Origin of the sequence: Micromonospora sp. NPDC049301, assembly GCF_040678715.1 — a bacterium.
Lineage (GTDB): Bacteria > Actinomycetota > Actinomycetes > Mycobacteriales > Micromonosporaceae > Micromonospora.
In genome coordinates this window covers 118,412-143,773 of record NZ_JBFAQO010000007.1, presented here as the reverse complement: position 1 = coordinate 143,773, position 25,362 = coordinate 118,412, and the positions used below count along the sequence as shown (strand labels likewise).

Annotated in this window: 11 protein-coding genes; 10 read left to right on the top strand and 1 reads right to left on the bottom strand. The window is 70.7% G+C overall.

Translation table 11 applies throughout. The annotated features are described in order from the left end of the window. Window positions 1-83 precede the first annotated feature (83 nt). The 9 genes from AB0K07_RS21995 to AB0K07_RS21955 all read left to right on the top strand — a co-directional run bounded on the left by AB0K07_RS21995 (window position 84) and on the right by AB0K07_RS21955 (window position 18,180). Window positions 84-962, top strand: coding sequence for a sugar ABC transporter permease (locus AB0K07_RS21995; RefSeq protein WP_363757283.1), 879 nt, complete (start codon window positions 84-86; stop codon window positions 960-962). A gap of 5 nt (window positions 963-967) precedes the next feature. Then, complete coding sequence (locus AB0K07_RS21990; RefSeq protein ID WP_363757282.1) at window positions 968-1,879, top strand: carbohydrate ABC transporter permease; 912 nt, start codon at window positions 968-970, stop codon at window positions 1,877-1,879. 2 nt (window positions 1,880-1,881) lie between these two features. Further along, a complete protein-coding gene (locus AB0K07_RS21985; RefSeq protein WP_363757281.1) occupies window positions 1,882-3,804 on the top strand; it encodes a beta-L-arabinofuranosidase domain-containing protein in 1,923 nt (640 codons plus the stop codon). A 109-nt stretch (window positions 3,805-3,913) separates the two neighbouring features. Then, the gene (locus AB0K07_RS21980; protein WP_363757280.1) at window positions 3,914-8,638 is read left to right on the top strand and encodes an Ig-like domain-containing protein; all 4,725 of its coding nucleotides are present in this window, start codon (window positions 3,914-3,916) and stop codon (window positions 8,636-8,638) included. A 59-nt stretch (window positions 8,639-8,697) separates the two neighbouring features. Next, on the top strand, window positions 8,698-11,892 hold the full coding sequence (locus AB0K07_RS21975) for a family 43 glycosylhydrolase (protein WP_363757468.1): 3,195 nt from the start codon (window positions 8,698-8,700) through the stop codon (window positions 11,890-11,892). A 24-nt stretch (window positions 11,893-11,916) separates the two neighbouring features. Continuing rightward, window positions 11,917-12,549: a hypothetical protein gene (locus AB0K07_RS21970; protein WP_363757279.1), complete on the top strand. Its 633-nt coding sequence runs from the start codon at window positions 11,917-11,919 to the stop codon at window positions 12,547-12,549. 64 nt (window positions 12,550-12,613) lie between these two features. Further along, the gene (locus tag AB0K07_RS21965) at window positions 12,614-13,675 is read left to right on the top strand and encodes a hypothetical protein (protein WP_363757278.1); all 1,062 of its coding nucleotides are present in this window, start codon (window positions 12,614-12,616) and stop codon (window positions 13,673-13,675) included. A 27-nt stretch (window positions 13,676-13,702) separates the two neighbouring features. After that, window positions 13,703-16,792 carry a beta-L-arabinofuranosidase domain-containing protein gene (locus AB0K07_RS21960; protein ID WP_363757277.1) on the top strand — a complete coding sequence of 1,030 codons (3,090 nt, stop codon included), beginning with the start codon at window positions 13,703-13,705 and terminating at the stop codon, window positions 16,790-16,792. Between the two features lie 359 nt (window positions 16,793-17,151). Beyond that, window positions 17,152-18,180, top strand: a complete 1,029-nt coding sequence (locus tag AB0K07_RS21955) for a LacI family DNA-binding transcriptional regulator (RefSeq protein ID WP_363757276.1) — start codon at window positions 17,152-17,154, stop codon at window positions 18,178-18,180. A gap of 28 nt (window positions 18,181-18,208) precedes the next feature. Here AB0K07_RS21955 and AB0K07_RS21950 read toward each other — a convergent pair whose 3' ends face one another. Then, window positions 18,209-19,231, bottom strand: a complete 1,023-nt coding sequence (locus AB0K07_RS21950; protein ID WP_363757275.1) for a LacI family DNA-binding transcriptional regulator — start codon at window positions 19,229-19,231, stop codon at window positions 18,209-18,211. A gap of 433 nt (window positions 19,232-19,664) precedes the next feature. On the opposite strand from AB0K07_RS21950, the gene AB0K07_RS21945 reads away from it, so the two are divergent. Next, window positions 19,665-25,289 carry a GH92 family glycosyl hydrolase gene (locus AB0K07_RS21945; RefSeq protein WP_363757274.1) on the top strand — a complete coding sequence of 1,875 codons (5,625 nt, stop codon included), beginning with the start codon at window positions 19,665-19,667 and terminating at the stop codon, window positions 25,287-25,289. Window positions 25,290-25,362: the final 73 nt, after the last annotated feature.

Below are 25,362 nucleotides of genomic sequence, written 5' to 3'. Positions count from 1 at the left end.
CCGACCGACACACCGCCCGACCGCCGACCGATCGAGAGGTTCCCATGAGAGTCACCGCACCGTCTCGCCCGCCCAGTGCGGCGATGCGGGGCCGTGCCCGGCCACGCGGCCGTCAGGCCCTGCTGGGCTGGCTCTACGCGACACCGACCGCGGTGTTCGTCGTGGCGCTGTTCGCCGTACCGCTGCTGCTCGTCATCCGGATGTCGGTGTCGAGATGGCCGCTGCTCACCGGCGACCAGGGGATCAACGCTCCCGACAACTTCGTGAAGGCGGTCAACCACCGGTTCTTCACCGACTCGGTGGTGTTCACCGTCAAGTACACCGTGCTGGCGACCGTGCTGCTCCTGGCGCTCGGCCTGGGGCTGGCCCTGCTCGTGCAGGAGTCGAGCCGGTGGAACAACCTGCTCCGCGCGTCGTTCCTGATCCCCAGTGCTCTCGGGCTGGCGTCGGCGTCCCTGCTGTTCTACGTGCTCTACTCGCCGTACGCGAGCCCCCTGGCGCCCGTGCTGGACCGGCTCGGCATCACCTTCCTCGGTTCACCGACCGCGGCGCTCATCTCGACGACCTTCCTCATCGTGTGGCGCTACGCCGGCTTCTACATGGTGCTCATGCTGGTCGGCCTCCAGGGCATACCGGCGGACGTGTACGAGGCCGCCCGCGCGGACGGCGCCAGCCGGTGGCAGACCTTCCGGAAGATCACCCTGCCGTTGCTGCGTCCGACCCTGGCGCTGACGACCGTGCTCTGCGTGACGGGATCGCTGCTCGCCTTCGAGCAGTTCTACATCCTGACGAAGGGCGGGCCGGACAACAGCACCATCACCGTCGTCCAGCTCATCTACATGGTGGCGTTCCAAGGTCAGAACGACCTCGGTGTGGCGGCGGCGCTCTCCCTCATCGTGCTGCTGGCCCTGGTCCTCATCAACGCGCTGCAACTGCGCGCCTTCCGGTCCGAGGAGAGCTGACACCGATGGTCGCCGTATCCCGTGCCCGCATCACCGACGGCGCGACTCCGCCATCCGTCCCGGGCCCCGCCCGCCGGGGCAGACCCAACGGCGTCACCATCGCCGGCATCGCGCTGCGCACGCCGTACTGGGTGTTCTCCGGAGCGGTCGGGCTGATCTTCCTGGCTCCGCTGCTCTGGACGGCCGTCGCCTCGGTCGGCCCGCGGGCCGGCACGAACCAGGTGGACGGCTGGGGCTTCGGCAACTACGAGACGCTGGCGAACTATCAGGCCGGCATCTGGCGCTACCTCGCGAACACTGCGTTCGTCGCCCTGCTCGCGGTCGCGCTGACGCTGCTGATCTCGCTCCTCGGTGGCTACGCGTTCGCCCGGTTCCGGTTTCCCGGCAAGAACATCCTGTTCCTGGTCACGCTCGCCATCCTGATGGTCCCGTACGCGACGCTGCTGATCCCGCTCTACGTGCTGCTCAACGAGGTGGGGCTGGAGAACTCGCTCGTCGGCGTGGCGCTGGTGCTGACGATGTTCCAGCTGCCGTTCTCCACCTTCCTGATGCGCATCTCCTTCGAGGCGGTGCCACGCGAGTTGGACGAGGCCGCGATGGTCGACGGCTGCTCGACGTTCAGCGCGCTGTGGCGGGTGCTGCTGCCCGCGGTGAAGCCGGGCCTCATCACCGTCGGGCTGTTCGCGTTCCTCACCGCGTGGAACGACTTCATGGCACCGCTGATCCTCATCAACGACACCGAGCGGATGACCCTTCCGCTCGCTGTGTCCAATCTGCGGGGCCAGGTCCAGGGTGTCGTCGACTACGGGGCCACCGAAGCGGGCGTCGTCGTGCTCGCCCTTCCGTGCATCGTTCTGTTCCTGCTGCTCCAACGACACTACGTGCGCGGCTTCATGTCCGGCGCGATGAAAGGATGACCATGAGCGGCACCGTACCTGCGGCCGCCCCTGTCCTGCCGATCCGTGGCCGGCTCCGGCCGCTCGGGCTGGACCAGGTCCGGATCACGGGGGGATTCTGGGCCGAGCGTCAATCGATCAACGGCGTCGCGACTCTCCCGCACATAGAGCACTGGATCGAGCGGGAAGGCTGGATCGGCAACTTCGACCTCGCCGTGCGGGGCGACCTGGCACGCGACCGCCGTGGACGTGAGTTCTCCGACTCGGAGATCTACAAGTTCCTCGAGGCGATGGCGTGGGAGATCGGCCGGACCGGCGACGGGGAGCTCGAGTCGAGGTTCCGTGCCGTCGTGCGGCGGGTGGCCGCGGCGCAGGAGGCGGACGGCTACCTCAACACGAGGTTCGGTCGCCCCGGGCAGGCGCCCCGCTGGTCCGACCTCGAATGGGGTCACGAGCTCTACTGCGTCGGTCATCTCCTCCAGGCGGCGGTCGCCCGCGCCCGAACGCGTCCGGGCGCGGACGACGGACTGTTCGAGGTCGCCCGCCGTGCCGCCGACAACGTGTGCGAGACGTTCGGCCCGGACGGTGTCGACGGCCTCTGCGGGCACCCGGAGATCGAGACCGCGCTGGTGGAGTTCGCCCGGCTCACCGGTGACGACCGCTACCTGACCCAGGCCGCTCTCTTCGTCGACCGGCGCGGCCACGGCCGGCTCAGCGATGTGGAGTACGGCCGGGAGTACTTCCAGGACGAGCTACCGGTGCGGGAGGCGACGGTCCTGCGGGGGCACGCGGTACGGGCGAACTACCTCGCCGCCGGGGCCGCCGACGTCGCCGTCGACCTCAAGGACACCAGCCTGCTGGACGCGGTGCGCAACCAGTGGACGAACGGGGTGGCCCGACGCACCTACGTCACCGGCGGGCAGGGCTCCCGGCACCAGGACGAGGCGTTCGGTGAGGACTGGGTGCTGCCGCCCGACCGGGCGTACTCGGAGACCTGCGCCGGGGTCGGCTCGGTGATGCTCGCGTGGCGGCTGCTGCTCGCCGACGGCGACCCCCGCTACGCCGACCTCATCGAGCGGACGCTGTTCAACGTGGTGTCGACCTCGCCGTCGGCCGACGGGCGGAGTTTCTTCTACACGAACACCCTGCACCGCCGCGAGCTGGGCACCCTCCCCGACGCCGACCGGCCCAGCCTGCGCGCGGCGGCCTCCCTGCGGGCGCCCTGGTTCGAGGTCTCCTGCTGCCCGACGAACGTCGCCCGCACCCTGGCCAGTCTGACGGCGTACGTCGCGACGTCCGACGACGAGGGTCTCCAGCTGCACCAGTACCTGCCGGGGACCGTGGAGCACCGGCTCGCCGACGGGCGTGACCTCCGCGTGAGCGTGGCGACCGACTACCCGCACGGCGGGCAGATCCGGGTACGGATCGAGACCGACGACGACCAGCCCTGGTCGCTGACGGTGCGGGTGCCCGGCTGGGCCGCCGAGGGTGCGACGCTGACCATCGTGGGAGACACCCGGCCGGTCGGCCCGGGTTTCGTCACCGAGCGCCGGACGTGGCGCCGCGGCGACGAGGTCGTCCTGTCCCTGCCGATGTCGCCCCGGTTCACCCACCCGGACGCGCGCATCGACGCCGTCCGTGGCTGCGTCGCGGTGGAGCACGGCCCCCTCGTGCTCGCCCTGGAGTCGGTGGACGTGCCCGGCGTCGAGACGGTCGACGAACTCCGCGTCGACACCAGCCAACCGCCCCGCCACGTGAACGGCCGGGTCACCGTGCACTGCCGGCGCGTCCACCCGCGAGACCACGACTGGCCCTACCGGCCCGACGCGGTCGAGGCGGCGCCGACGGTCGGCGAGGACCTCGTCGAGGTGGCGCTGGTGGCTTACCACGACTGGGCCAACCGAGGGCCCTCGACCATGCGCGTCTGGCTCCCGACAGCGCGCTGACCAGATGTCCCGGGCCGAGAGGCTCCCTGATGTTAGCGCTAACTCCCGTACCCGCCTCACCCGTTCAGCCGCACCGACGACAAGGAGGAACGACATGATCCATAGACGAGTGAGGAGGGTGCCCCTCTGGGCCGCCCTGGCCGCGCTGGTGGTGGGAGGGGCGGTCGGCGTACCGTCCCCGGCCCACGCCGCGAGCCCGATCCTGCCGGGCAACGAGGGCGACGTCGGCGTCTACACCGACGGGCAGAACCATGCCATGGAGATCGGCGACCCGGCCTACAGCAACATGGGTGACGTCGCCAACCAGCTCAAGCCCGGTGTGCCGTTCACCGCGGGGAACATGCACCAGTCGATCTTCGAGAAGGATCTGGCCGCCGGCGGCACCGACTACTACCTCGACCGCGTGCTGGGCGTCCAGGGAACGCTCGGGTCGGCGGTGCTGATGACCCGGGGCCGCTCTCTCTACATGCGCGGCGCGAGCAACAACAACTTCACCAGCATGGGCTTCGCCGGCAGCGCGTACGTCGGTGGCCCCAACAACCTCGGCAACCTGTACACCGTCACGGTGCCCGGGCAGACCGTCACCGAGGTCAACGCCAACCGCTTCAACGCGCCGAGCCACGCCAGGACCCGGTACACGATCGGCACCACCGGCGTCACCGCCGACCAGACCAAGTTCATCACCGAGGACAACGTCGCCGTCACCGCCATCGACTTCGGCAACCCCGGCGACGCGCCGGCCACCCTCACCGTCCGTGCCGCGTCACCGCTGGCCACCCAGGCAGGGCCGGGCGCGGCCACGCTGACCGGCACGCGCACCATCACCAGCGGCTCCAACAACGGGCTCGTCGACACCGCGTGGGACTCGGTCCGGGTCGACCTCACCGGTGCCGGCTTCAGCCGTACCGGAGCCAACCTCGACCGCGAGATCACCGTGCCGGCCGGTGGCACGGTGTCGCTGTCGGTGGTCGGCGCCGTCTCCTCGGCCACGCTGCCCAAGACGGTGCAGAGCTACCAGGAGTACGCCGCGATGCCCCCGGCCACGGCCGTGCGCACCGGCATCACCGCGTTCAACCGCCGCTGGGCGCAGGACGTGCCGTACATCGACGTGCCCGACCCCGCGCTCAAGAAGGCCATCGTCTACCGCTGGTGGGGCGAGCGGTACAACACGCTCGACGCCAACGCACCCGGTCACGTCTACCAGTACCCCACGACGATCGAGGGGGTGAACCTCTACCAGAACGCCGTCGCGCTGACCCAGCCGATGCACCTGCAGGACACCAAGTGGCTGCGCACGCCGTACCTGCCGTACGGCCAGGTCCTCAACATCGGCGAGCTGTCCGGCTCCTCGGCCTTCCTGGACAGCCCGGGGCACACGAGCTGGAACAACCACTACTCGCAGTACCTCGGCACCGCAGGGCTCGAGGCCTACAACGTGCACGGTGGCGGCAAGGAGATCGCCGCGAAGTTCGCCCGCTACTTCGAGGGCGACGGCGTCGGCCAGCTGGAGCACTACGACGGCAACGACGACAACCTCATCGCCTACGACACCAACTACATGCCGGGCAACGACGCCGACGCCATCACCTTCGGCTACCCCAAGGCCAACGCCGGCGCGCCCGGCGCGCGCACCATCGAGCGCCCCGAGTCGGCGTACGTGTGGGGCGCGTTCGACGCCGCCCGCCAGCTCTACCAGATCGCCGGCGCCGACCAGGGCAAGGTCGACGAGATGGCCGGCGGCGCCAACGACATCCGGGCGGCGATCCTCGACCGGCTGTGGAGCCCCGACATGCGGATGTTCCTCGCCGGCACGTCGCACGGCGCCACCAGCGCGGCCACCGCCAACGGCCGGCCCAACCCGCTGCCCGCGGCGGCCCGCGACCTGATCCCGGCCCGGGAGTCGAACCTGTACGACGTCTACGCCGAGAACCTCATCCCGTTCGACCAGTGGCAGAACTACGTCGACGGGTTCCGGTTCCTGACCTACGGCGACAACTTCCCGATCTTCCCGTTCTACACCGCCAACCAGTACGACCGGACGGCCTACGGGATCGGCGGCTCCAACAACTTCTCCAACATCAACTTCACCGTGCAGTACCGCGGTGTCCGCTCGGCCCTGCGCCACTACGACCCCGAGCAGAAGTACATCACCCCGGCGTACGCCAAGCGGCTGCTGGACTGGATGGCCTGGAGCATCTACCCGAACGCGGACCTGCGGGCCCCGAACCAGGCGGAGTACTACTCCAACTGGAACCCGACCGCGAAGACCTACAACCGCAACAACCCGAACCACGTGATGCTCGGCAACATGAACTACATCTTCGTCGAGGACATGGCCGGTCTCCAGCCGCGCTCCGACGACAAGATCGAGCTGTCGCCGATCAGGTTCGGCTACGACCACTTCATGGCCAACAACCTGCGCTACCACGGGCAGGACGTCACCATCGTCTGGGACCCCGACGGCAGCAACTACGGCCTGGGCGCCGGCTACAGCCTGTTCCTCAACGGCGAGAAGAAGGTCAGCACCGACAAGCTCGGCAAGCTCACCTACGACCCGCGTACCAACCAGGTCCAGGCCGAGGACGGCCTGACCGTCACGTTCACCGCGACGACCGGGGCCACCTTCCCCAGCGCGGTCGACACCCCGATCGAGGACACCCGCGTCGTCGAGTACCTGAAGACGGCCGGCATCGACCTCACCGAGGACGCGCCGAACCTGGCGGCGGGCGCCCACCTCAGCTCGTCGTACACCCAGCAGGGCGTGCGGCCGACGCCATGGCGGCAGTTCCACACGCCCGGCTGGAGCACCACCTCGATGAACTACACACCCGGCGCCATCAAGGAAACCGAGCGGCCGGTGTCGCTCGCGGCCGTGACCGACGGCGTCACCGCCAACGAGCCGTACTGGGGCAACTACGGCACCACCGACAAGAACGGCTACATCGAGTTGGACCTCGGGTCGGCCAGATCCTTCGACAACGTGAAGGTGTACGCGGTCAGCGACCGCCAGGCCGGTGGTTATCGCGAACCGGCACGCTGGTGGGTGCAGGTGCCCGACGGCAACGGCGGCTGGAAGGAGGTACCGGGCCAGTTCAAGAACCCGACCGTCCCGTCGGCGAAGTTCAACGAGGCGCTGTTCGACACCGTCACCTCCAACAAGCTGCGCGTCGCGTTCACGAACAACCCGACCTTCTACACGGCGATCTCCGAGATCCAGGTGTTCGACTCGGGGCGCGACGTCCCCGAGGTGTCCAACCAGGCGCCCGTGGTCACCGCCGCTCGCGACGGCTCGGCGGACGGCAACCTGTCCACCCGGCTCGTCGGCACGGCGTCCGACGACGGCATCCCCTACGACAGCGAACTGACCTTCGGCTGGGAGACCGTCTCGGCCCCGCCCGGAGCGGGTGTCATCTTCTCCGACCCGAAGGCCCTGACCACCCGGGTGACCGGCACGGTCGAAGGTGACTACGTGTTCCGGCTCTTCGCCGGTGACGGCGAGAAGCGGTCCGAGGCGACCGTGGCGGTGACGCTCGCCAAGCGGGACGTGGTCGCGGAGTTCGGCTCCTCGGCGACGATCAGCACCAGCGGTACCGCGTCGTGGGAGAACCACCAGCGGGTCAAGGAGAGCACCACCCCGACCAGCTCGAACCCGGGGGCCGGAAACGGTTGGGGCAACTGGGGCCAACCGCAGAACGGCACCAGCCCGCAGCGGGAGGCGTGGATCCAGTACCGGTGGACCGCGCCGGTGCGGCTGTCGTCGACCGACATCTACTGGTACGACGACAACGGCGGCACCCGCCGGCCCACCGGCACCACGTACGCGATCGAAAGCTCCGCGGACGGCACCACCTGGACGCCGGTCACCCTCGCCGGGGACTCGACGTACGCGAACGGGCTCGCCACCAACACCTACAACCACTTCGACTTCCAACCGGTCACCACCAGCTACCTGCGCATCCGCATCTGGGGCCTCATGGGCAGCGGCGCGGGCACCGGTGTGCTGCGCTGGCGTGCCAACGGCGAGACCGTCGACTCGGTGCGCTCGCCCGTGCTCATCCGGACCACCGTGGGTGACGTGCCCACCCTGCCGGGCACGCTCGACGCGGTCTACGCCAGCGGCGCCCGCGGCAGCGTCGCCTTCAACTGGCAGGAAATCACGCCGGCGATGGTCGCGGAGACCAACGTCGAGCCGTTCGTGGTCTACGGCACGAACGACGCGTACGGCCTCATCGCCGAGGCCCGCGTCTACGTGCGGCCCGAAACGGCGCCGGGAGGCATCTCGATCCAGGGCGCCGAGACGTTCGAACGGTCCGTCGACGTGGGCGAGCTGCCCCACCTGCCGGACAAGGTGGAGGTCTCCTACAACGACGGGTCCCGGGACAACCAGGCCATCGGCGTCGACTGGGAGTTCGACGAGGACGTCGTCGACACCCCCGGCCGCTACACCATCATCGGCAACCTGATCCTGCCCGACTACGTCAGCCAGGCCGGCGCCACGCGGACCACGCTGACCCTCACCGTGGGCGACCCACCGGAGACCCCGACGTGGGACGTCGAGGTACAGGCGCGCACGCAGTGCGTCGGCACCCGCGCCTACGTCTCGGTCAACGCGCGCAACGCCGAGGACGTGCCGCTCACCATCGAGCTGATCACGCGGTACGGGTCGCGCACGGTGTCCAGCGTCGCCCCCGGCAAGTCCGCGTACCAGGCGTTCACCACCCGCGCCGAGTCGGTGCCGGCCGGGGTCGCGACGGTGAAGGCCACCGGCAGCGTGGACGGCCAGCCGGTGACGGTCACGTTCGAGGCGCCGTTCGGCGCGCTCGCCTGCGGCTGACCCTTCGTGGTGGCGGCGCCGCACCGGCGCCGCCACCACCTTCGGACGACAGTGAGGAGATCGACACCGTGAACACCACAGTGGTGCGCGGCGCCGCCCCACCAACCCGCCGGCCGGCGCGCCGGGCCCACAGGGCGCTCGCCGCGACGGCGGTCGCCGGGCTCGTCGCCGCCGGCCTGGTCGGGGTAGCCGCCCCGGCTGACGCCGCCGACTCGTACACCTTCACCAACACCGTCAACCCGATCCTCGGTGACGGCAGCTACTACTCGGCCGATCCGGCGCCGGTCGTCGTGCCGACCGGCGCTGCGGGCAACGACACCGGTCAGGACCAGCTCTACATCTACACCGGCCACGACCAGGCCGGCCCGTCCACCAACGACTTCGTCATGAACGAGTGGGGCGCGTTCCGGACCACGGACGTCGAGGCTGGGGAGTGGACCCACTACCCGTCGCTGATGCGCCCGGAGCAGGTCTTCGCCTGGGCGACGCCCGGGCGCGCGTACGCGGGCCAGGTCGTCCGGGGCGTGGACGGACGCTACTACTGGTACGTACCGATCAACGAACGGAACAGCCCGGCGTCCGACAAGTTCGCGATCGGCGTGGCCGTCTCGGACAGCCCGACCGGTCCGTGGACCGACCATGCGGGCGGGCCGATCATCTCCCAGCGGGTGCCGACGCCCAACACCATCCACAACATCGACCCGACGATCCTCATCGACGGCACGGCGCCGAACCAGCGGGTGTACCTCTGGTGGGGCTCGTTCAGCCAGCTGCGGATGATCGAGCTCCAGCAGGACATGAAGACCCCGGTCACCACCCAGCGCTCGGTCACCGGCCTGACCGGCTTCTTCGAGGCGGCCTGGGCCTTCAAGCGCAACGGCACCTACTACATGGCGTACGCCGGGAACAACGCCGGCCCGACCTCGCCGTGCACCCCGGCGAACTACCACGCCTGCATCGCGTACGCGACGGCGTCGTCGCCGGAGGGACCGTGGACCTACCGGGGCACCATGCTCCGGCCGGTCTCCTCGACGACGAGCCATCCGGGCATCCTGGAGTTCGACGGCAGGTGGTACATCGCGTACCACACCGCTGACGCCGTTGGCGGCGGCCACTTCCGCCGGTCGGTGGCGATCGACCCGGTCGAGTGGGACGACACGCAGAGCCCGCCGAGGCTGAAGCTGGTGACGCCGACGCCGGTCAAGGGGCCCGACCGGACCCCGCGGGCGAACATCGCCCAGGAGGCGACGGTCACCGTCTCCAACGTGCCGGTGCCCACGCAGTACTGGGTGAAGGCGCTCAACGACGAGATCGTCCGGTCGAACCCGCTGCCACCGGACATGTGGGGGACCTGGACGGGCAACAACCCGCCCCAGCAGTGGGTGCAGTACGCGTGGGACCAGCCGATGCGGATCACCGGGTCGCAGATCGACTTCTGGAACGACCAGCCGCAGGGCACCGGCACGGGCGTCGCCGCCCCCGCCCGCTGGCGCATCCAGTACTGGAACCTCGACAGCGGTCAGTGGGCCGACGTGCCGAACCCCAGTGGCTTCCCGACCAGCACACAGGGCTTCCAGGACACCACGTTCGACCCGGTGACCACGACCCAGGTCCGGGCCGTCTTCGACGCGTCCACCAACGGCAGCACCTACTCGGCGGTGGCGGTCGAGGAGTGGAAGGTCCTCGCCGCACAGCCGGAGTCCGTCACCGCACCGGGGATGACGGTGGAGGTGGGGGAGACCGAACTGCCCGACAGCCTCCCCGTGGCGTTCGGCGCCGAGACGCTGCGGCTGCCGGTCTACTGGGACCCCGTCACGCCCGAGGAGGTCGTCACGCCCGGGACGTTCACGATCGGGGGCAGCGTGCTCGGCTACGCCGCCGGTCGCGTGTCCGCGCAGGTCAGGGTCATCTCGCCGGAGGACACCGACGGCGACGAGACCCCGCCCACGCTGACGCTCACGCCCAGCGGCAGCGCCGGCGGCGCCGGGTGGTTCCGGTCCGCGGTGCGGGTGCGCGTCGCCGGTGTCGACGACGGTGGCGGTCGGCTGACCATCGAGTCGCGGGTGGACGACGGCCAGCCGGTCATCGCCAACGCCGTGCGGTCCGTCGACGTGACCGTCTCCGGAGACGGCCAGCACACGGTCCGGGCGACCGCGACCGACCGCGCGGGCAACGTCTCGGCGCCCGCGACCCTTCCGGTACGCATCGACGCGACCGCGCCGGCCAGCACGGCCACCGTGGACAGCGCCACCCGGGCGGTCACGGTGGTCGCCAGCGACGCGACCTCCGGGGTCGCCCGCATCGAGTACGCCATCGGCGCCGGAGCGTGGACCGCCTACGACGGCGCCGTCGCGGCGCCCGACTCGAACCGGCACACCGTGTCGTTCCGCGCGCTCGACCTGGCGGGGAACCTGGAGACCGCGAAGACGGTCACCATCCCGGCGGACCTGTCCGGGCCGCTCGCCGGCAACATCGGGCCCATCGCGACCCCGACCGCCTCCTACACGGCGGGCTGGAACAGCGTCACCGCCCTCAACGACGGCACCGACCCGTCCACCCCGAGCCAGGCGCAACTCTGGGGCACCTGGTCCGGCACCCGCCCGGCCACCCAGTGGGTCCAGTACGACTGGGCGCGACCGGTGCGCATCACCGGCACGGAACTGAAGTTCTGGCGGGACTCCGACCGCGGCACCGGCGACGGCGTCGCCGAACCCGACGGGTGGGTGCTGCAGTACTGGGACGAGGCGACCTCGGCCTGGCGCGACGTGACCGGCGCATCCGCGTACGGCACCAGCACCACCGCGTTCAACACCGTCACCTTCGACCCGGTCACCACGGCACGGGTGCGGGCGACGATCCGGGCCAACGGCAACGGCACCACCTACTCCGCCGTCGCGGTCACCGAGTGGCGGGTGGTCGCCGACGACCCGGGAGTCCCACCCGCGTTGCCCGTCACGGTCAGTGTGCAGGCGCGGTGTGTCGGCGGTAGGGCGTACGTCGCCGTGCAGGCGCGCAACGACCACGACGCGCCGGTGGACATCGTCCTGGAGACCGCGTACGGCCAGCGCTCCGTCGCCGGCGTCGCGCCCGGCGCGAACGCCTACCAGTCGTTCGCCACCCGGGCGGTCTCGATCCCGGCCGGCTCGGCGACCGTCCGGGCCACCGGGCCCAGCAACGGCACGGACGTGACGACCGTCCGCACCGCAGACCACGCCGGCGCCGATTGTGCCGGCGACCCCCGTCAGGCCCCGTAACCACTAGTGACGATGGAGCAGCACATGAACACAGGAAACCGTAGGCGCTTGCTCGCGGCCGGCGCCGCGGGTGCGGTGCTGGTCGGGACGGTGGCGTTGCAGGCGCCGTCCCAGGCCGAGCCCGGCGACAGCACCGACGTGCGGGTGACGGTCGACATCGAGGAGATCACCGAACCCGGCGTGCTCGCCATGTCGATCGCCGGCAACTCGGTCGCGCTGTCCGAGGACGGCTCGACCCTGCTGGTCCGTCAGTTCGTCGGCAGCCTGCCGACGGTGACGGTCACCGACACCCGTACGCCGGAGGAGGTGCCCGACAACGCCGCCTGGGCCGTGCTGGGCAGCGCCACCGACTTCGTCGGCGGTGCCGGCCAGGCGCCGATCAGCGCCGGGCATCTCGGCTGGAAGCCGCGTCTGATCGACGGCGGCGACACCGGCCTGGTCACCGAGGGCGAGGAGGTCGTGACCGTCCTCGACGAGCCGACCCAGCCCGGCAACAACGTGGGCCTGGTCGACCAGGAGCTGCTGGTGTCCACGTTCGACTCCGAGGCGGTCACCGGCGACGCCTACTCGGTAGACGCCGACCTGTACCTGCGCACCCCGGCGGATGTCGCCGCCGGCTCGTACACCTCGACGTTGACCCTCTCCCTGTTCGAGTGACGCACGGGTGGGGGCCGCGGCGACGCGGCCCCCACCGTCCCATCCCTCCGTCGAAGGACCCGCGATGATCCGGACCTCGCCGCGGACGCCGCTGCGACTGCTCGCCGTGCTGGCCGCGGTGTTCGTCACCGCGCCGATCGCACCCGCCGCCGCGACGGCGCAACCGACCACTCCGACGCTGACCTGGGCGGTCCAGCCGGCGAACCAGCAGGGCCCGGACGGCCGCCGGTGGGTCGAGCGCACGCTCGACCCCGGTCAGATGGTGACCGAGCACCTGGCCGTGCGGAACTTCAGCGACGGCCCGGTGGTGTTCGCGCTGAAAGCGGCCGACGGCTACCTCACCGACAAGGGCCGCTTCAACATGCTCCCGTCGAACCAGCAGTCGGCGGACGGCGGCACCTGGATCAGGGTGCAGGAGACCGTCAGCGTCGGACCCCACCAGACGAAGGTGGTGCCGTTCACCATCACGGTGCCCCCTGACGCCACGCCGGGGGACCACCCGGCCGGCATCGCGGCGGCGGTCACGAGCGCGGGAGGCACGGTCGCCGTCGAGAGCCGGGTCGGATTCCGGGTCATGCTGCGGGCCAGCGGCACGGTCACCGCGTCCCTGGCGATCAGCGGCCTCACCGCCCGGTACGAGCGCTCGTGGAACCCCTTCTCGGCCGGCACCGTCCACCTCAGGTACACCACGACGAACGACGGCAACGTCGCGGTGGCCGGCGCCGGCCGGACAACCATCACCGGGCCGCTCGGCCTAGCCACGCGGCGCACCACGACGAACGTCGAGGAGACACTTCCCGGCGGCAGCCGCGAGGTCGAGGCCCGCCTCGACGGCGTCTGGCCGGTGGGACGACTCGAGGCCCGCGTCGACCTGACCCCGGCCATCCTCGGCGGTGACGCCACCGGCGCCCAGATCGAGCCCACCACCGCCACCGTCACGAACTGGGCGCTGCCGTGGCCGCAACTGGCCCTGGCCGCCGTCCTCGCCGTCCTGGCCCTCGCCATCCGGAGCACCCTCCGTCGGCGCCGCCGGCGGCTCGCGCAGCTGATCGCCGCCGCCCGGGACGAGGGTCGGGCGGAGGCCCGGACATCGGCTCTCGCCGGCGGCGCCCCACAGGCTTCCTGATCCCCCCGCGTGAAAGGACGATCCGCAATGGTTCACTCCGACCAGACGCCCGTCAGTCGACGTCAGGTGCTTCAGGCGTCCGCCGTCGGTGTCACCGCGGTGGCCACCGCGGGCGCGCTCCCCCCGACCGCCGCCCAGGCAGCCACCGAGGCGTCAGCCGTTCCGACTCCACCCGGCGTGGTCCCGGCCGACCCCGGCCCCGGGGGCACCGCCCCGGTCCGGCCGTTCCAGCTGCGTGACGTGACGCTGGGCGACGGTCTGTTCCAGGAGAAACGCGACCGCATGAAGAGCTACCTCCGGCAGCTCGACGAGCGGCGCTTCCTCGTGCTGTTCAACAACCAGGCCGGCCGACCGAACCCGCCGGGCGTCTCCGTCCCCGGAGGCTGGGAGGACGGTGGTCTGCTCAGCGGCCACTGGGCCGGCCACTTCATGACGGCGCTGGCGCAGGGCTACGCCGACCATGGAGAACCGATCTTCAAGAGCAAGCTCGACTGGATGGTCGACGAGCTCGCGGCCTGCCAGGCCGCCATCACCGCCCGGATGGGCGGGGGCGGCCCCGGAGAGGAACCGGAGGAGCCGCAGATCGGCAGGGTGCCGGGTCGCTTCGGAAGCGGCCTGCGCCTGAACGGCCCCAGCCGGGCACAGCACGTGGCCCTTCCGCAGGAGGCGATCAGCCAGCTCGCCGACTTCACCATCGCCGCCTGGGTGAATCTCGCCTCCACCCAGAACTGGAGCCGACTGTTCGACTTCGGTCAGAACACCACGGTCAACATGTTCCTGACCCCGCGCGCCGGTGTCCCGGGCAACGTGCCGAGATTCGCGATCACCGTCGGCGGCAGCGGCGGTGAGCAGCGGATCGACGGCACCGCTGCCCTGCCGACCAACCAGTGGGTGCACCTCGCCGTCACCCTCACCCAGCGCACCGGCACGCTGTACGTGAACGGTCAACAGGCCGGCCAGAACACGGCCATGACCCTCAGCCCGGCCGACCTCGGAAACCCCGGGAACCGGTGGATCGGGCGGTCGCAGTACGGCGACGCGTACCTGGACGCGACCGTCGACGAGTTCCACATCTTCGACCGGGCCCTGAGCCAGCAGGAGGTCCGGTCGCTGCTGGACTCGGCGGCCGGGAGCACCGGCGGCGGGTCGATCGCCTGGTACCGGTTCGAGGAGGAGGACGGCTCCACGATCAGGGACGCCTCGCCCAACGGCCGCGACGGCGGCATCGTGGCGAGCCAGAGCGGCGGGGGCGCCCTCTGGGTCCCGACCCATCCCGGCTACCTGGGCGCGATCCCGGAGGACGCGGTGCTCCGACTCGGCCCGCCACGGTGGGCCGTCTACGGCGGTGACCTGAGCACCAACACCTGGGCACCCTGGTACACGCAGCACAAGATCATGCGTGGGCTGCTCGACGCGTACCACCACACCGACAACCGGAAGGCCCTCGACGTGGTCGTTCGGATGGCCGAGTGGGCGCACCTCGCGCTGACCGTCGGGGACAAGAACCACCCCGCGTACACCGGCCCGATCACCCGGGACAACCTGAACTACATGTGGGACCTCTACATCGCCGGCGAGACCGGGGGAGCGAACGAGGTGTTCCCCGAGATCTACGCGCTCACCGGCGACGCGCGGCACCTGGACACCGCCAAGCGCTTCGACAACCGGGAGTCGCTCTTCGACGCCTGCGTCGAGAACCGCGACATCCTCGTCACGACACCGCAGACCCGTCCCGGTCGTCGCCGTCCGGATCGGTTGCACGCCAACTCGCACGTGCCGCAGTTCGTCGGCTACCTGCGCGTCTACGAGCACAGCGGCGATCCCGAGTACTTCACGGCCGCCAAGAACTTCTTCGGGATGGTCGTCCCGCACCGCACCTACGCCAACGGTGGGACGGGCGGCAACTACCCGGGCTCCAACAACAACACCGAGCTGTTCCAGAACCGGGGCAACATCGCGAACTCGATCGCCCAGGGCGGCGCGGAGACCTGCACCACCTACAACCTGATCAAGCTGGCTCGTAACCTGTTCCTCCACGAGCACGACCCGGCGTACCTGGACTACTACGAGCGTGGCCTGCTCAACCAGATCCTCGGGTCGCGTGCCGACAACACGAACGTCAACAACCCGCAGGTCACCTACTTCCAGCCGCTGACCCCGGGGGCCACGCGCAGCTACGGCAACACCGGCACCTGCTGCGGCGGGACCGGCATGGAGAACCACACCAAGTACCAGGAGACGGTCTACTTCAGGTCGGCCGACGGCGGGACGCTCTGGGTCAACCTGTACGTGCCGTCGACGCTGACCTGGGCGGAGAAGGGCTTCGTCGTCACCCAGGAGACGAACTACCCGCGGGAGGACCGCACCCGGCTGACCGTCGACGGCAGCGGGCGGCTCGACATCAAGCTGCGGGTGCCGGGCTGGGTGGAGAGGGGATTCCTCGTCACCATCAACGGCGTCGCCCACAAGGCCACCGCCAAGCCCGGCAGTTACCTGACCCTGAGCCGGACGTGGAAGCCGGGCGACACCGTCGAGATCCGGATGCCGTTCAGCATCCGGATCGAGCGGGCACTGGACCGCCCCGACACGCAGTCGATCTTCTGGGGGCCCCTGCTCATGCAGATCCTCGGGAACCCGGGTGCCGGCAACTACCGGGAACTCTCCCTGTACCGCCACCTGAAGCGCGACGGCGACTACGCCCGGGCGGCGATCACGCCGACGGGCACCACCGAGGCCGGTGACCCGCTCTTCACCACGCACGGCTTCACCCTGCGGCCGTACTACGTCGGCGACGCGCAGGCCGCCTCGAGCTACTTCCGGCGGGTCGAGCCGACGATCGTGTTCGGGTCGGTCGACACCGGTGTGCCCAACCGGAAGCGGAACGACGGTCTGCCGAACTACGACGTACCGGTGGCGGGCGTCCCGTCGCCCGGCAGTGACGGCCCGACCTTCCTCGACCTCGTCTGGGACGAGGCACCCTTCAAGAACCACGGCCAGTTCGTGTCGACCGTCGACCACGTCGCGCAGGCGTTCGTCCAGGCGGGAATCCTCAGCCGGGAGGAGAGGTCGATCGTCGTGGCGGGCGCCGCGCGATCGAACAGGGAGCTGGCTCCGTAGGCCGTTGCCGGCTGCTGTCAGTCCGCAGGACGGCGTGCCGTGGCCCGGTCGGACCGACCGGGCCACGGCAGTTCCGCTGGCGGTGGGGCGGCCACCTGCCGCCCACCGACGATCAGCCTGTCGTGGGTTTCGACAGGTTTTCGGGATGGCGCATCCCTGCCCGTGCCAGCGCCACCGGCTCTCCGTGTAGTGTTCGGGCGCGGGTAGGGGCATCCGCGCGTGCTACCGGACCGCAACCGCGCCGCAACATAGCCGAAAAGGTTTTAGGATGTGCTTCCGCTGGCTGATCGACAAGACACTCGGCGACGGCCTCGCCGCCGCGCGGCGCACCTGTGTCGGTCGCTGAGAGGGAGCATCACATGACCACCGAGCCCGAGGTCCCCGCCTACCGCCCGCCGACGCTCACCGATGTCGCCCGGCTCGCCGGAGTGTCGGTTGCCACCGCGTCCAAGGCCATCAACGGTCGCGGCGAGGTGAAGACGACCACGAGGACCCGCGTGCTGGAGGCCGCGGAGCTGCTGTCCTTCGCCCCGAACGCCCTGGCCCGCGGACTGCTCAGCGGCCGGACCGGGACGGTGGGCCTGCTGACCAGCGACCTGGAGGGGCGCTTCTCGATCCCCATCCTGATGGGCGCCGAGGACGCGTCGGGGGCGGGCCAGGTCTCGGTCTTCCTCTGCGACGCGCGCGGCGACGCGATCCGGGAGAAGCACCACGTGCAGGCGCTGCTGTCCCGGCGCGTGGACGGCCTGATCGTCGTGGGTTCCCGCACCGACCCCCGCCCGCCGCTGGCCGGCACCATCCCGGTGCCGGTCGTGTACGTCTACGCGCCCTCCGCCAATCCGGCGGACATCTCGATCACGGTCGACAACGTGGGTGGTGGGCGGCTCGCCATCGAGCATCTGCTCGCGTGCGGCCGGCGCACCATCGCCCACATCACCGGGGAGGCCGGGTTCCAGGCGGCGCGGGACCGTGCCGAGGGTGCGGCCGCCGCGCTCGCCGCCGCCGGCCTGCGGATGGTCGGCGACCGGCCCTACTTCGGGTCGTGGGACGAGTCCTGGGGCAGAGCCGCGGCGCACATGGTCGTCGAGCAGCATCCCGAGGTCGACGCGATCTTCTGCGGCAGCGACCAGATCGCCCGTGGCGTCCTGGAGACGCTGCGTGACGTGGGGCGCGACGTGCCGCGCAGCATCTCCGTCATCGGCTTCGACAACTGGGAGGCCATCGCCGCGGACTCCCGGCCGCGACTGACCAGCATCGACATGAACCTCAAGCACCTCGGCGAGGTGGCCGGCCAGCGGCTCTTCGCGGCCATCGACGGTGCCGCGCCCAGCTCGGAGGAGTTTCCCGGTCGCGTCGTGATGCGCGAGTCGACCCTGCCCGTCGGTTGAGCCCCGCGCCACCGCCTCGCGGGTGGCTTCAGTGGTGCAGGACCGGGCCGGTGGACTCACGGACCACCAGGCGGCCGGGTTGCCGGATGACACCGGTGCCGGGGTTGCCGTCCATCGCGGCCAAGAGGTGGTTGACCGCGGTCGCGCCGAGTTGTTCGAGGTTGAGGTCCACGGTGGTCAGGGGCGGTCGGCAGTCGGCCGCGAAGAACTCCCAGTTGTCGTAGCCGACGATCGCCACGTCGTCCGGGATGCGCCGACCGAGGTCACGCAGGGTGTCGGCGGCGCCGGCGGCGATCTGGTCGTTGCCGCAGAAGATCGCGTCCACGTCCGGTCGGGCGGCGAGCAGCAGCCGGGTGGCGTGCCGGCCCCACCGCTGCGACCACTCGCCGTAGAGCGGGTCGCCGGCCGGGGTGAGGCCCGCCTCGGCGAGCACCGCCCGCAGCCCGGTGGCGCGATCGCGTGCCGAGCGGTAGGTGTCCGGCCCGGTGATATGCCCGATCCTGCGGCGGCCGTGCGACACCAGGTGGTCGGCGGCGAGCCGGGCGCCACCCTCGTCGTCCGCGACGATCGACAGGTCGTTCGGATCGGTCGACTCGGCGTAGGCGTAGACCACCGGGACCGGGATGTCCCGGGTCAACGAGGAGCGCACGTCGTTGCTGTCGCCGACCACGATGAACCCGTCGACCTGGCGGGCGAGCAGGGTACGGATGTAGTGCTGCCGGCGGATCGCGTCGCCACGGGCGTCGCAGAGCAGGACGGACATCTGCCCGTTGCCGAGTGCGTTCTCGGCGCCGAGCAGGATGGGTATGGCGAACCGTCCGCCGAGCTCGTCGGTGAGCAGCCCGACCGTGCGGGTGCGCCCGGAGATCAGACCGCGGGCGAGCACGTTGGGCTGGAACGACAACTCGGCGGCGGCCCGCAGGACCCGTTCCCGGGTCTCCGGGGCGACCTCGGCGCGGCTGTTGAGTGCCTTGGACGCCGTGGCCACGGAGGTGCCGGCGCGATTGGCCACGTCGCTCAACGTCACTGCCTGGGATCGTCGTCGGCCCACCGAAAGCCTTTCGCAAACATTTCAGGGTGATTGGCGGGTGCCTGCTGCCCTCGTGCTTGCCGCAAGCGTAGTGCGCACGCTGGCTCCGGGGAAGGCTGAGAAGCTGTGGAGGGTGGTGGATCATCGAGCCCTCGGCGCGATGCCGAAATGGTTTTCGGAGCGGAGGTCGGGCCGGTCACCGCGACCGCTCCGGCATCGCCGGCCCGCCCGGTGGCGGTCTGTTTCGCTCTGATGAACCCATTGACATGGTCGTGACCTACCCGGAACTATCAGCCCCAGTCCACCGCTGCCTGATTCGTCGTCGTGAACGCTCATGACAACGATGTCAGGCGGCGGCTCCGAAGGAGTCCACCACGATGGACCGCAGCCACGGTCCACCCTGCCCAGACGTTTGACGTACTCGACCCGGTTCGAGGCGAAAGGCCCTGCCCCTATGTCGCATCCCCCCATTGCGCGCTTCCTGAGCCCCCGACTGATCGCCGCGACAACCGCGGTCCTGCTGCCGGTGGGCCTGCTCGTCGGCGCACCGCTGGCCAGCGCCGCGCCCACCACGGCGCCGCCCGGCACCTTCAGCTCGTCGTTCGAGTCCGCCGACCCGCAACCCTCCGCCAGCACCGTCGAGGTCGACGCGAGTGGCAAGCCGGTCCAGGCGAACCTGAGCGGATCGAGCCGCACGGGACTGCCCGGCAGCCTGCTCGATCAGGTCGGTGCGGTGACCGCGAGCGCCGAGAACGCGCCGAACGAGACCGCAGCGAAGCTCACGGACGGCAACCCCGCCACCAAGTGGCTGGCGTTCAACCCGACCGGCTGGGTGACCTACCAGCTGACGAAGCCGGCGGCCGTGGTGCGGTACGCGCTGACCTCGGCCGACGACGCGCCGACCCGCGACCCCAGGGACTTCACCCTCCAGGGGTCCACCGACGGCAGCACGTGGATCGACCTGAACCGGCAGACCGGGCAGACCTTCGGTGGCCGGTTCGCCACGAAGGCGTACAGCTTCACCAACACGACCGCCTACGGCTACTACCGGCTGAACGTCACCGCCAACTCCGGTGACTCGCTGGTGCAGCTCGCCGGCTGGGACATCAGCGACGGCTCGGACGTCAAGCCGCCGGCCACCCCGATGGTCAGCGTCACCGGCGCCGGTCCGTCCGGTGGCTACACCACCAAGCCGGGGGTCGGATTCACCGGGCTGGCCTCGCTCCGGTACGCGGGCGGCGCCGAGGGCGCCGGCCGCTCGTACGCGACGAACAGGCTGTTCGACGTCGACATCCCGGTCGGACCGAAGACCCGGCTCTCCTACAAGATCTTCCCCGAGTTCACCGGTCAGGACGCCGGGTACCCGTCCACCTACGCGGCGCTCGACCTGCACTTCACCGACGGCAGCTACCTGAGCCGGCTCTCGCCCGTCGACCAGCACGGCTACGCACTCACCGCAGCCGGGCAGGGCGCGTCGAAGGTGCTCTACGCCGACCAGTGGAACGCGGTGCAGGCCGACATCGGCACGATCGCGCGCGGCAAGACGATCGACCGCATCCTGCTCGCGTACGACAACCCGCGGGCGACGGGGGAGACCCGGTTCCAGGGCTGGCTCGACGACCTGGCGGTGACGGCCTCGCCGGCGGCGATCGACGGTTCCCGGCTCACCAACTACGTCGACACCCGGCGCGGGACCAACTCGACGGGTGGGTTCTCGCGCGGCAACAACCTGCCGATCACCTCGGTGCCGAACGGCTTCAACTTCTTCACCCCGGTGACCGACGCGACGTCCAACTCGTGGGAGTACCAGTACCACCGGGTCAACAACGCGGCCAACCTGCCCACGCTGCAGGGCCTCGCGATCTCGCACGAGCCCAGCCCGTGGATGGGTGACCGCAACCAGATGTCGGTCATGCCGGTGGCGGGCGGCGGGCCCCTCACCGGGCCGCCCTCCAGCCGGGCGGTCGCCTTCCGCCACGAGGACGAGACGGCCCAGCCGGACTTCTACCGGGTCGCGTTGCAGAACGGCCTGACCGCCGAGATGGCGCCCACCGACCACGCCGGGATCATGCGGTTCACCTTCCCGTCCGGGCCGGCGACCGGCAGCCTCGTCTTCTACAACGGCACGTTCACCATCGGCACCGGCGGCACGTTCACTGGCTGGGTCGACAACGGAAGCGGCCTCTCCGCCGGTCGTAGCCGGATGTTCGTGTCCGGCGCCTTCGACCGTGCTCCCACGGCGTCCTCCGCGACGTCCGCCACCTTTGACGTCTCCGCGAACCGCCAGGTGACGATGCGCATCGCGACCTCGTTCCTCTCGGTCGACCAGGCGCAGCGCAACCTCGACCTGGAGGTCACCGGGAAGAGCGTCGACCAGGTCCACGCCGACGCCACGGCGGCCTGGCAGGACCGGCTCGGGCGCGTCGAGGTGCGGGGCGCGACCGAGACGCAGCTCGTGACGATGTACTCGAACCTGTACCGGCTGAACCTCTACCCGAACTCGCAGTCGGAGAACACCGGCACCGCCGCCGCGCCGCGCTGGCAGTACGCGAGCCCGGTGTCCGCGCCGACCGGCACGTCGACCGCCACCCACACCGGCGCGAAGATCGTCGACGGTCAGATCTACGTCAACAACGGATTCTGGGACACCTACCGCACCGTGTGGCCCGCCTACGCGCTGCTGTACCCGGACGTCGCGGCCAGGATCTCGGACGGGTTCGTCCAGCACTACCGTGACGGCGGCTGGATCGCCCGCTGGTCGTCCCCCGGCTACGCCGACCTGATGACCGGCACCAGCGCGAACGTGGCACTGGCCCAGGCGTACCTCACCGGGGTCAAGCTGCCCGACCCGCTCGCGGCGTACGACGCGGCGGTCAAGGACGCCACCGTCGCGTCCGGGCGCGGCGCGGTCGGCCGCAAGGGCATCGAGACCTCGCTGTTCCTCGGCTACACCCCGACCTCCACCGGCGAGTCGGTGTCGTGGGCGCTGGAAGGCTTCATCAACGACTACGGCATCGGCAACATGGGCGCGGCCCTGGCCAAGGACCCGGCCACGCCGAAGTCGGAGCGCCAGCGGCTCAGGGAGGAGTCGCGGTACTTCCTGGAGCGCGCCCGCAACTACGTCCACCTCTTCGACCCGGAGACGAAGCTCTTCCAGGGTCGGGACGCGGCGGGCAACTTCCTCGACGGTGACCCGCTGGACTGGGGTGGCGTCTACACCGAGACCAACGGGTGGAACTTCGCGTTCACCGCGCAGCAGGACGGCCAGGGACTGGCCAACCTGTACGGCGGGCAGAAGGCGCTGCGCGACAAGCTCGACCAGTTCTTCGCCACTCCGGAGAACGCCGACCGGCCCGGCGGGTACGGCGGCACGATCCACGAGATGCTCGAGGCGCGTGCGGTGCGGATGGGTCAGCTCGGCATGAGCAACCAGCCGTCGCACCACATCCCCTACATGTACGACTACGCGGGTGTTCCGGCCCGGACGCAGGAGCTCGTGCGGGAGATCCTGCGGCGCCTCTACGTCGGCAGCGAGATCGGCCAGGGCTACCTGGGCGACGAGGACAACGGCGAGATGTCGTCCTGGTACATCCTCAGCTCGCTGGGCATCTACCCGTTGCAGGCCGGGTCGTCGCACTGGGCCATCGGCTCGCCGCAGTTCACGAAGATGACCGTCCACCGCACCAGCGGCGACATCGTCGTCAACGCGCCGAACAACAGCACGACGAACGTGTACGTGCAGGGCGTCAAGGTCAACGGAAAGAAGCAGCGGGAGCTGTCCGTCGACGTGTCCGCGCTCGCCAAGGGCGGCACGATCGACTTCCAGATGGGCGCCAAGCCGTCGTCCTGGGGCACCGGCAGGAACGACGCGCCGCCGTCACTGACCAGGGGCGACAAGGCGCCGCAGCCGTTGCAGGACGTCACCGGTCCGGGCCTCGGCACCGCGACCGCGACGGGCGGGCAGGACGCGGCGAAGCTGTTCGACGACTCGTCGACCACGCAGCTGACCTTCACCTCCGCGACGCCGCAGGTCACCTGGGTCGCACGGGGTGGCAAGCAGAAGCCGAGCCACTACACCCTCACCTCCGGGGCGGGTGTGGGCGATCCGACCGACTGGCGCTTGCAGGGCTCGAACGACGGCATCACCTGGAGCACCCTCGACTCGCGCAAGGGCGAGGTGTTCCGGTGGCGCAACCAGACCCGTCCGTTCACCATCGACAAGCCGGGACGGTTCGCCCAGTTCCGTCTCGTCGTGACCGGGACCGTCGGTGCCGCGCAGGCGCACCTCGCCGAGGTCGAGCTGCTCGCCGGAGGCGACCTCGAGATCGGTGGCGGCGACGTCGCGGTGACCGCCGCGGGCAGCGTGCACGCGACGTCCGGCGTACCGGTCTCGGTGCCGCTGGCCTCGGTCACCGGGGGCACCGCCAGCGGGTACCAGGCCACGATCGACTGGGGTGACGGCTCGCCGGCCACCGAGGGCACCCTGACGCTGAGCTCGCGGGCCGTCTACAGCGTCAGCGGCTCGCACACCTACGCCACGCCGGGTCACCACCAGGCGAGCGTCACGGTGACCGACGGCACCGGCCAGGGCTCGGTCACGGTCGGCGTCGACGTTGCCTACGCGCCGAGCTCCGGCCTCACCGCGGCGTTCGACACGCTCTGCATCGGTGACGAGGGCACCCTCGCGGCGAACTGCGACGCGAAGTCGTGGGCGTACTCGCGGGCCGCTCTGACGGCAGCCGGCGTGACGCAGGGGCAGCGGCACCAGGTGCCCGGAACGGCGCTGCAGTTCACGCTGCCGGTGATCCCGGCAGGGCAGCCGGACAACGCCAGCGGCAACGGCAGGACGGTCGTTCTGAACCTTCCGGCCGACGCCCGGAGCATCTCGTTCATCGGCGCCGGTACGCAGGGCAACCAGAACACCACCGGGACGGCGACGTTCAGCGACGGCAGCACGGCCGGCATCCCGATCCAGATGAGTGACTGGACGCTGGGCGGCAACGCCAACGGCACCCCGTCGTACGGCAACGTCGTCGTCGCCAAGGCCGCGTACCGGTTGAGCGGCACGAGCCGGGACGGCGCCCAGCCGTTCCTGTTCGCCACCGCGCCGTACCAGATCCCGGCCGGCAAGACGCTCGTCTCGGTGACCCTGCCGACGCAGACCGGCGACCCCGGCTCGGCGGGCCGGATCCACGTGTTCGCCATCGCGAACGACGGCACGCCGGCCGCCGCGTTGGCGACCACCGCCCCGAGCGACCAGACGGCCCACGCCGGTCAGGTCCTCGCGGCGGCGCTCGGCTCGGTGAGCGGCGGCGTTCCCGGCACGACGGGCTACCGCGCCCGGGTGCAGTGGGGCGACGGCACGGTTCCGGACGACGTCACGATCGGAACGGACGGTGCGCTGAGCGGACGGCACACGTACGCGCAGGAGGGCACCTACACGGTGCACGTCACCGCGTGGGACACGCTGTCGAGCAGCACCGAGACCTTCACGGTGACCGTCGCGCGGGGCGCAGCCCAGACGGCCATCGCGGTGTCGGCGTCCGCCACCGTGACCACCGGTGACGCGGTCACCATCAGCGGCAGCGGGTTCGCGGCCGGCGAGCAGGTGACCGTGACTCTCGGCACCAGTCCGGCACGGACCGTCAAGGTCGCGGCCTCCGCGGCGGGAGCGGTTCGCGCCTCCGTGGCGACGGCCGGTGACGCGGAGCCGGGCCGGTACGCCGTCACGGCCACCGGCGCGTCCTCGCGGACGCCGGCGACGGCCACCGTCCAGGTGACCGGGCAGCCGGAGAAGCCGAGCTACGACCCGCAGGCGGCGCTGACGACCACGACGGGCCCGCGCGGTACGTCGATCACGGTCGACGGCGCGGGATTCGCTCCCAACGAGGCGGTCACGATCAGCTTCGGTGACGATCTCGCGGTCAGCACCGTGCGCGCGAATGGCGACGGTGTCATCGCCGGCGCGACGGTGAGCGTCCCCGGGGCGGCGAAGGCCGGCCCGACCGACGTCACGCTGGTCGGTGCCAGATCGGCGACGCGGGTTGCTCTGCCCTTCACCGTGACTGGCGCGAGGTGAGTCGCCGGTAGCGGTGACGCGTGGGGCGGGCCGTGATCACGGCCCGCCCCACGCGGCTTCGTGCCCGGGCGCG

Excerpts from the sequence above, each read along its gene's own strand:
- AB0K07_RS21995 (WP_363757283.1), top strand. The coding sequence starts at position 84 with ATGCGGGGCCGTGCCCGGCCACGCGGCCGTCAGGCCCTGCTGGGCTGG.
- AB0K07_RS21990 (WP_363757282.1), top strand. The coding sequence starts at position 968 with ATGGTCGCCGTATCCCGTGCCCGCATCACCGACGGCGCGACTCCGCCA.
- AB0K07_RS21985 (WP_363757281.1), top strand. The coding sequence starts at position 1,882 with ATGAGCGGCACCGTACCTGCGGCCGCCCCTGTCCTGCCGATCCGTGGC.
- AB0K07_RS21970 (WP_363757279.1), top strand. The coding sequence starts at position 11,917 with ATGAACACAGGAAACCGTAGGCGCTTGCTCGCGGCCGGCGCCGCGGGT.
- AB0K07_RS21965 (WP_363757278.1), top strand. The coding sequence starts at position 12,614 with ATGATCCGGACCTCGCCGCGGACGCCGCTGCGACTGCTCGCCGTGCTG.
- AB0K07_RS21960 (WP_363757277.1), top strand. The coding sequence starts at position 13,703 with ATGGTTCACTCCGACCAGACGCCCGTCAGTCGACGTCAGGTGCTTCAG.
- AB0K07_RS21955 (WP_363757276.1), top strand. The coding sequence starts at position 17,152 with ATGACCACCGAGCCCGAGGTCCCCGCCTACCGCCCGCCGACGCTCACC.
- AB0K07_RS21945 (WP_363757274.1), top strand. The coding sequence starts at position 19,665 with ATGTCGCATCCCCCCATTGCGCGCTTCCTGAGCCCCCGACTGATCGCC.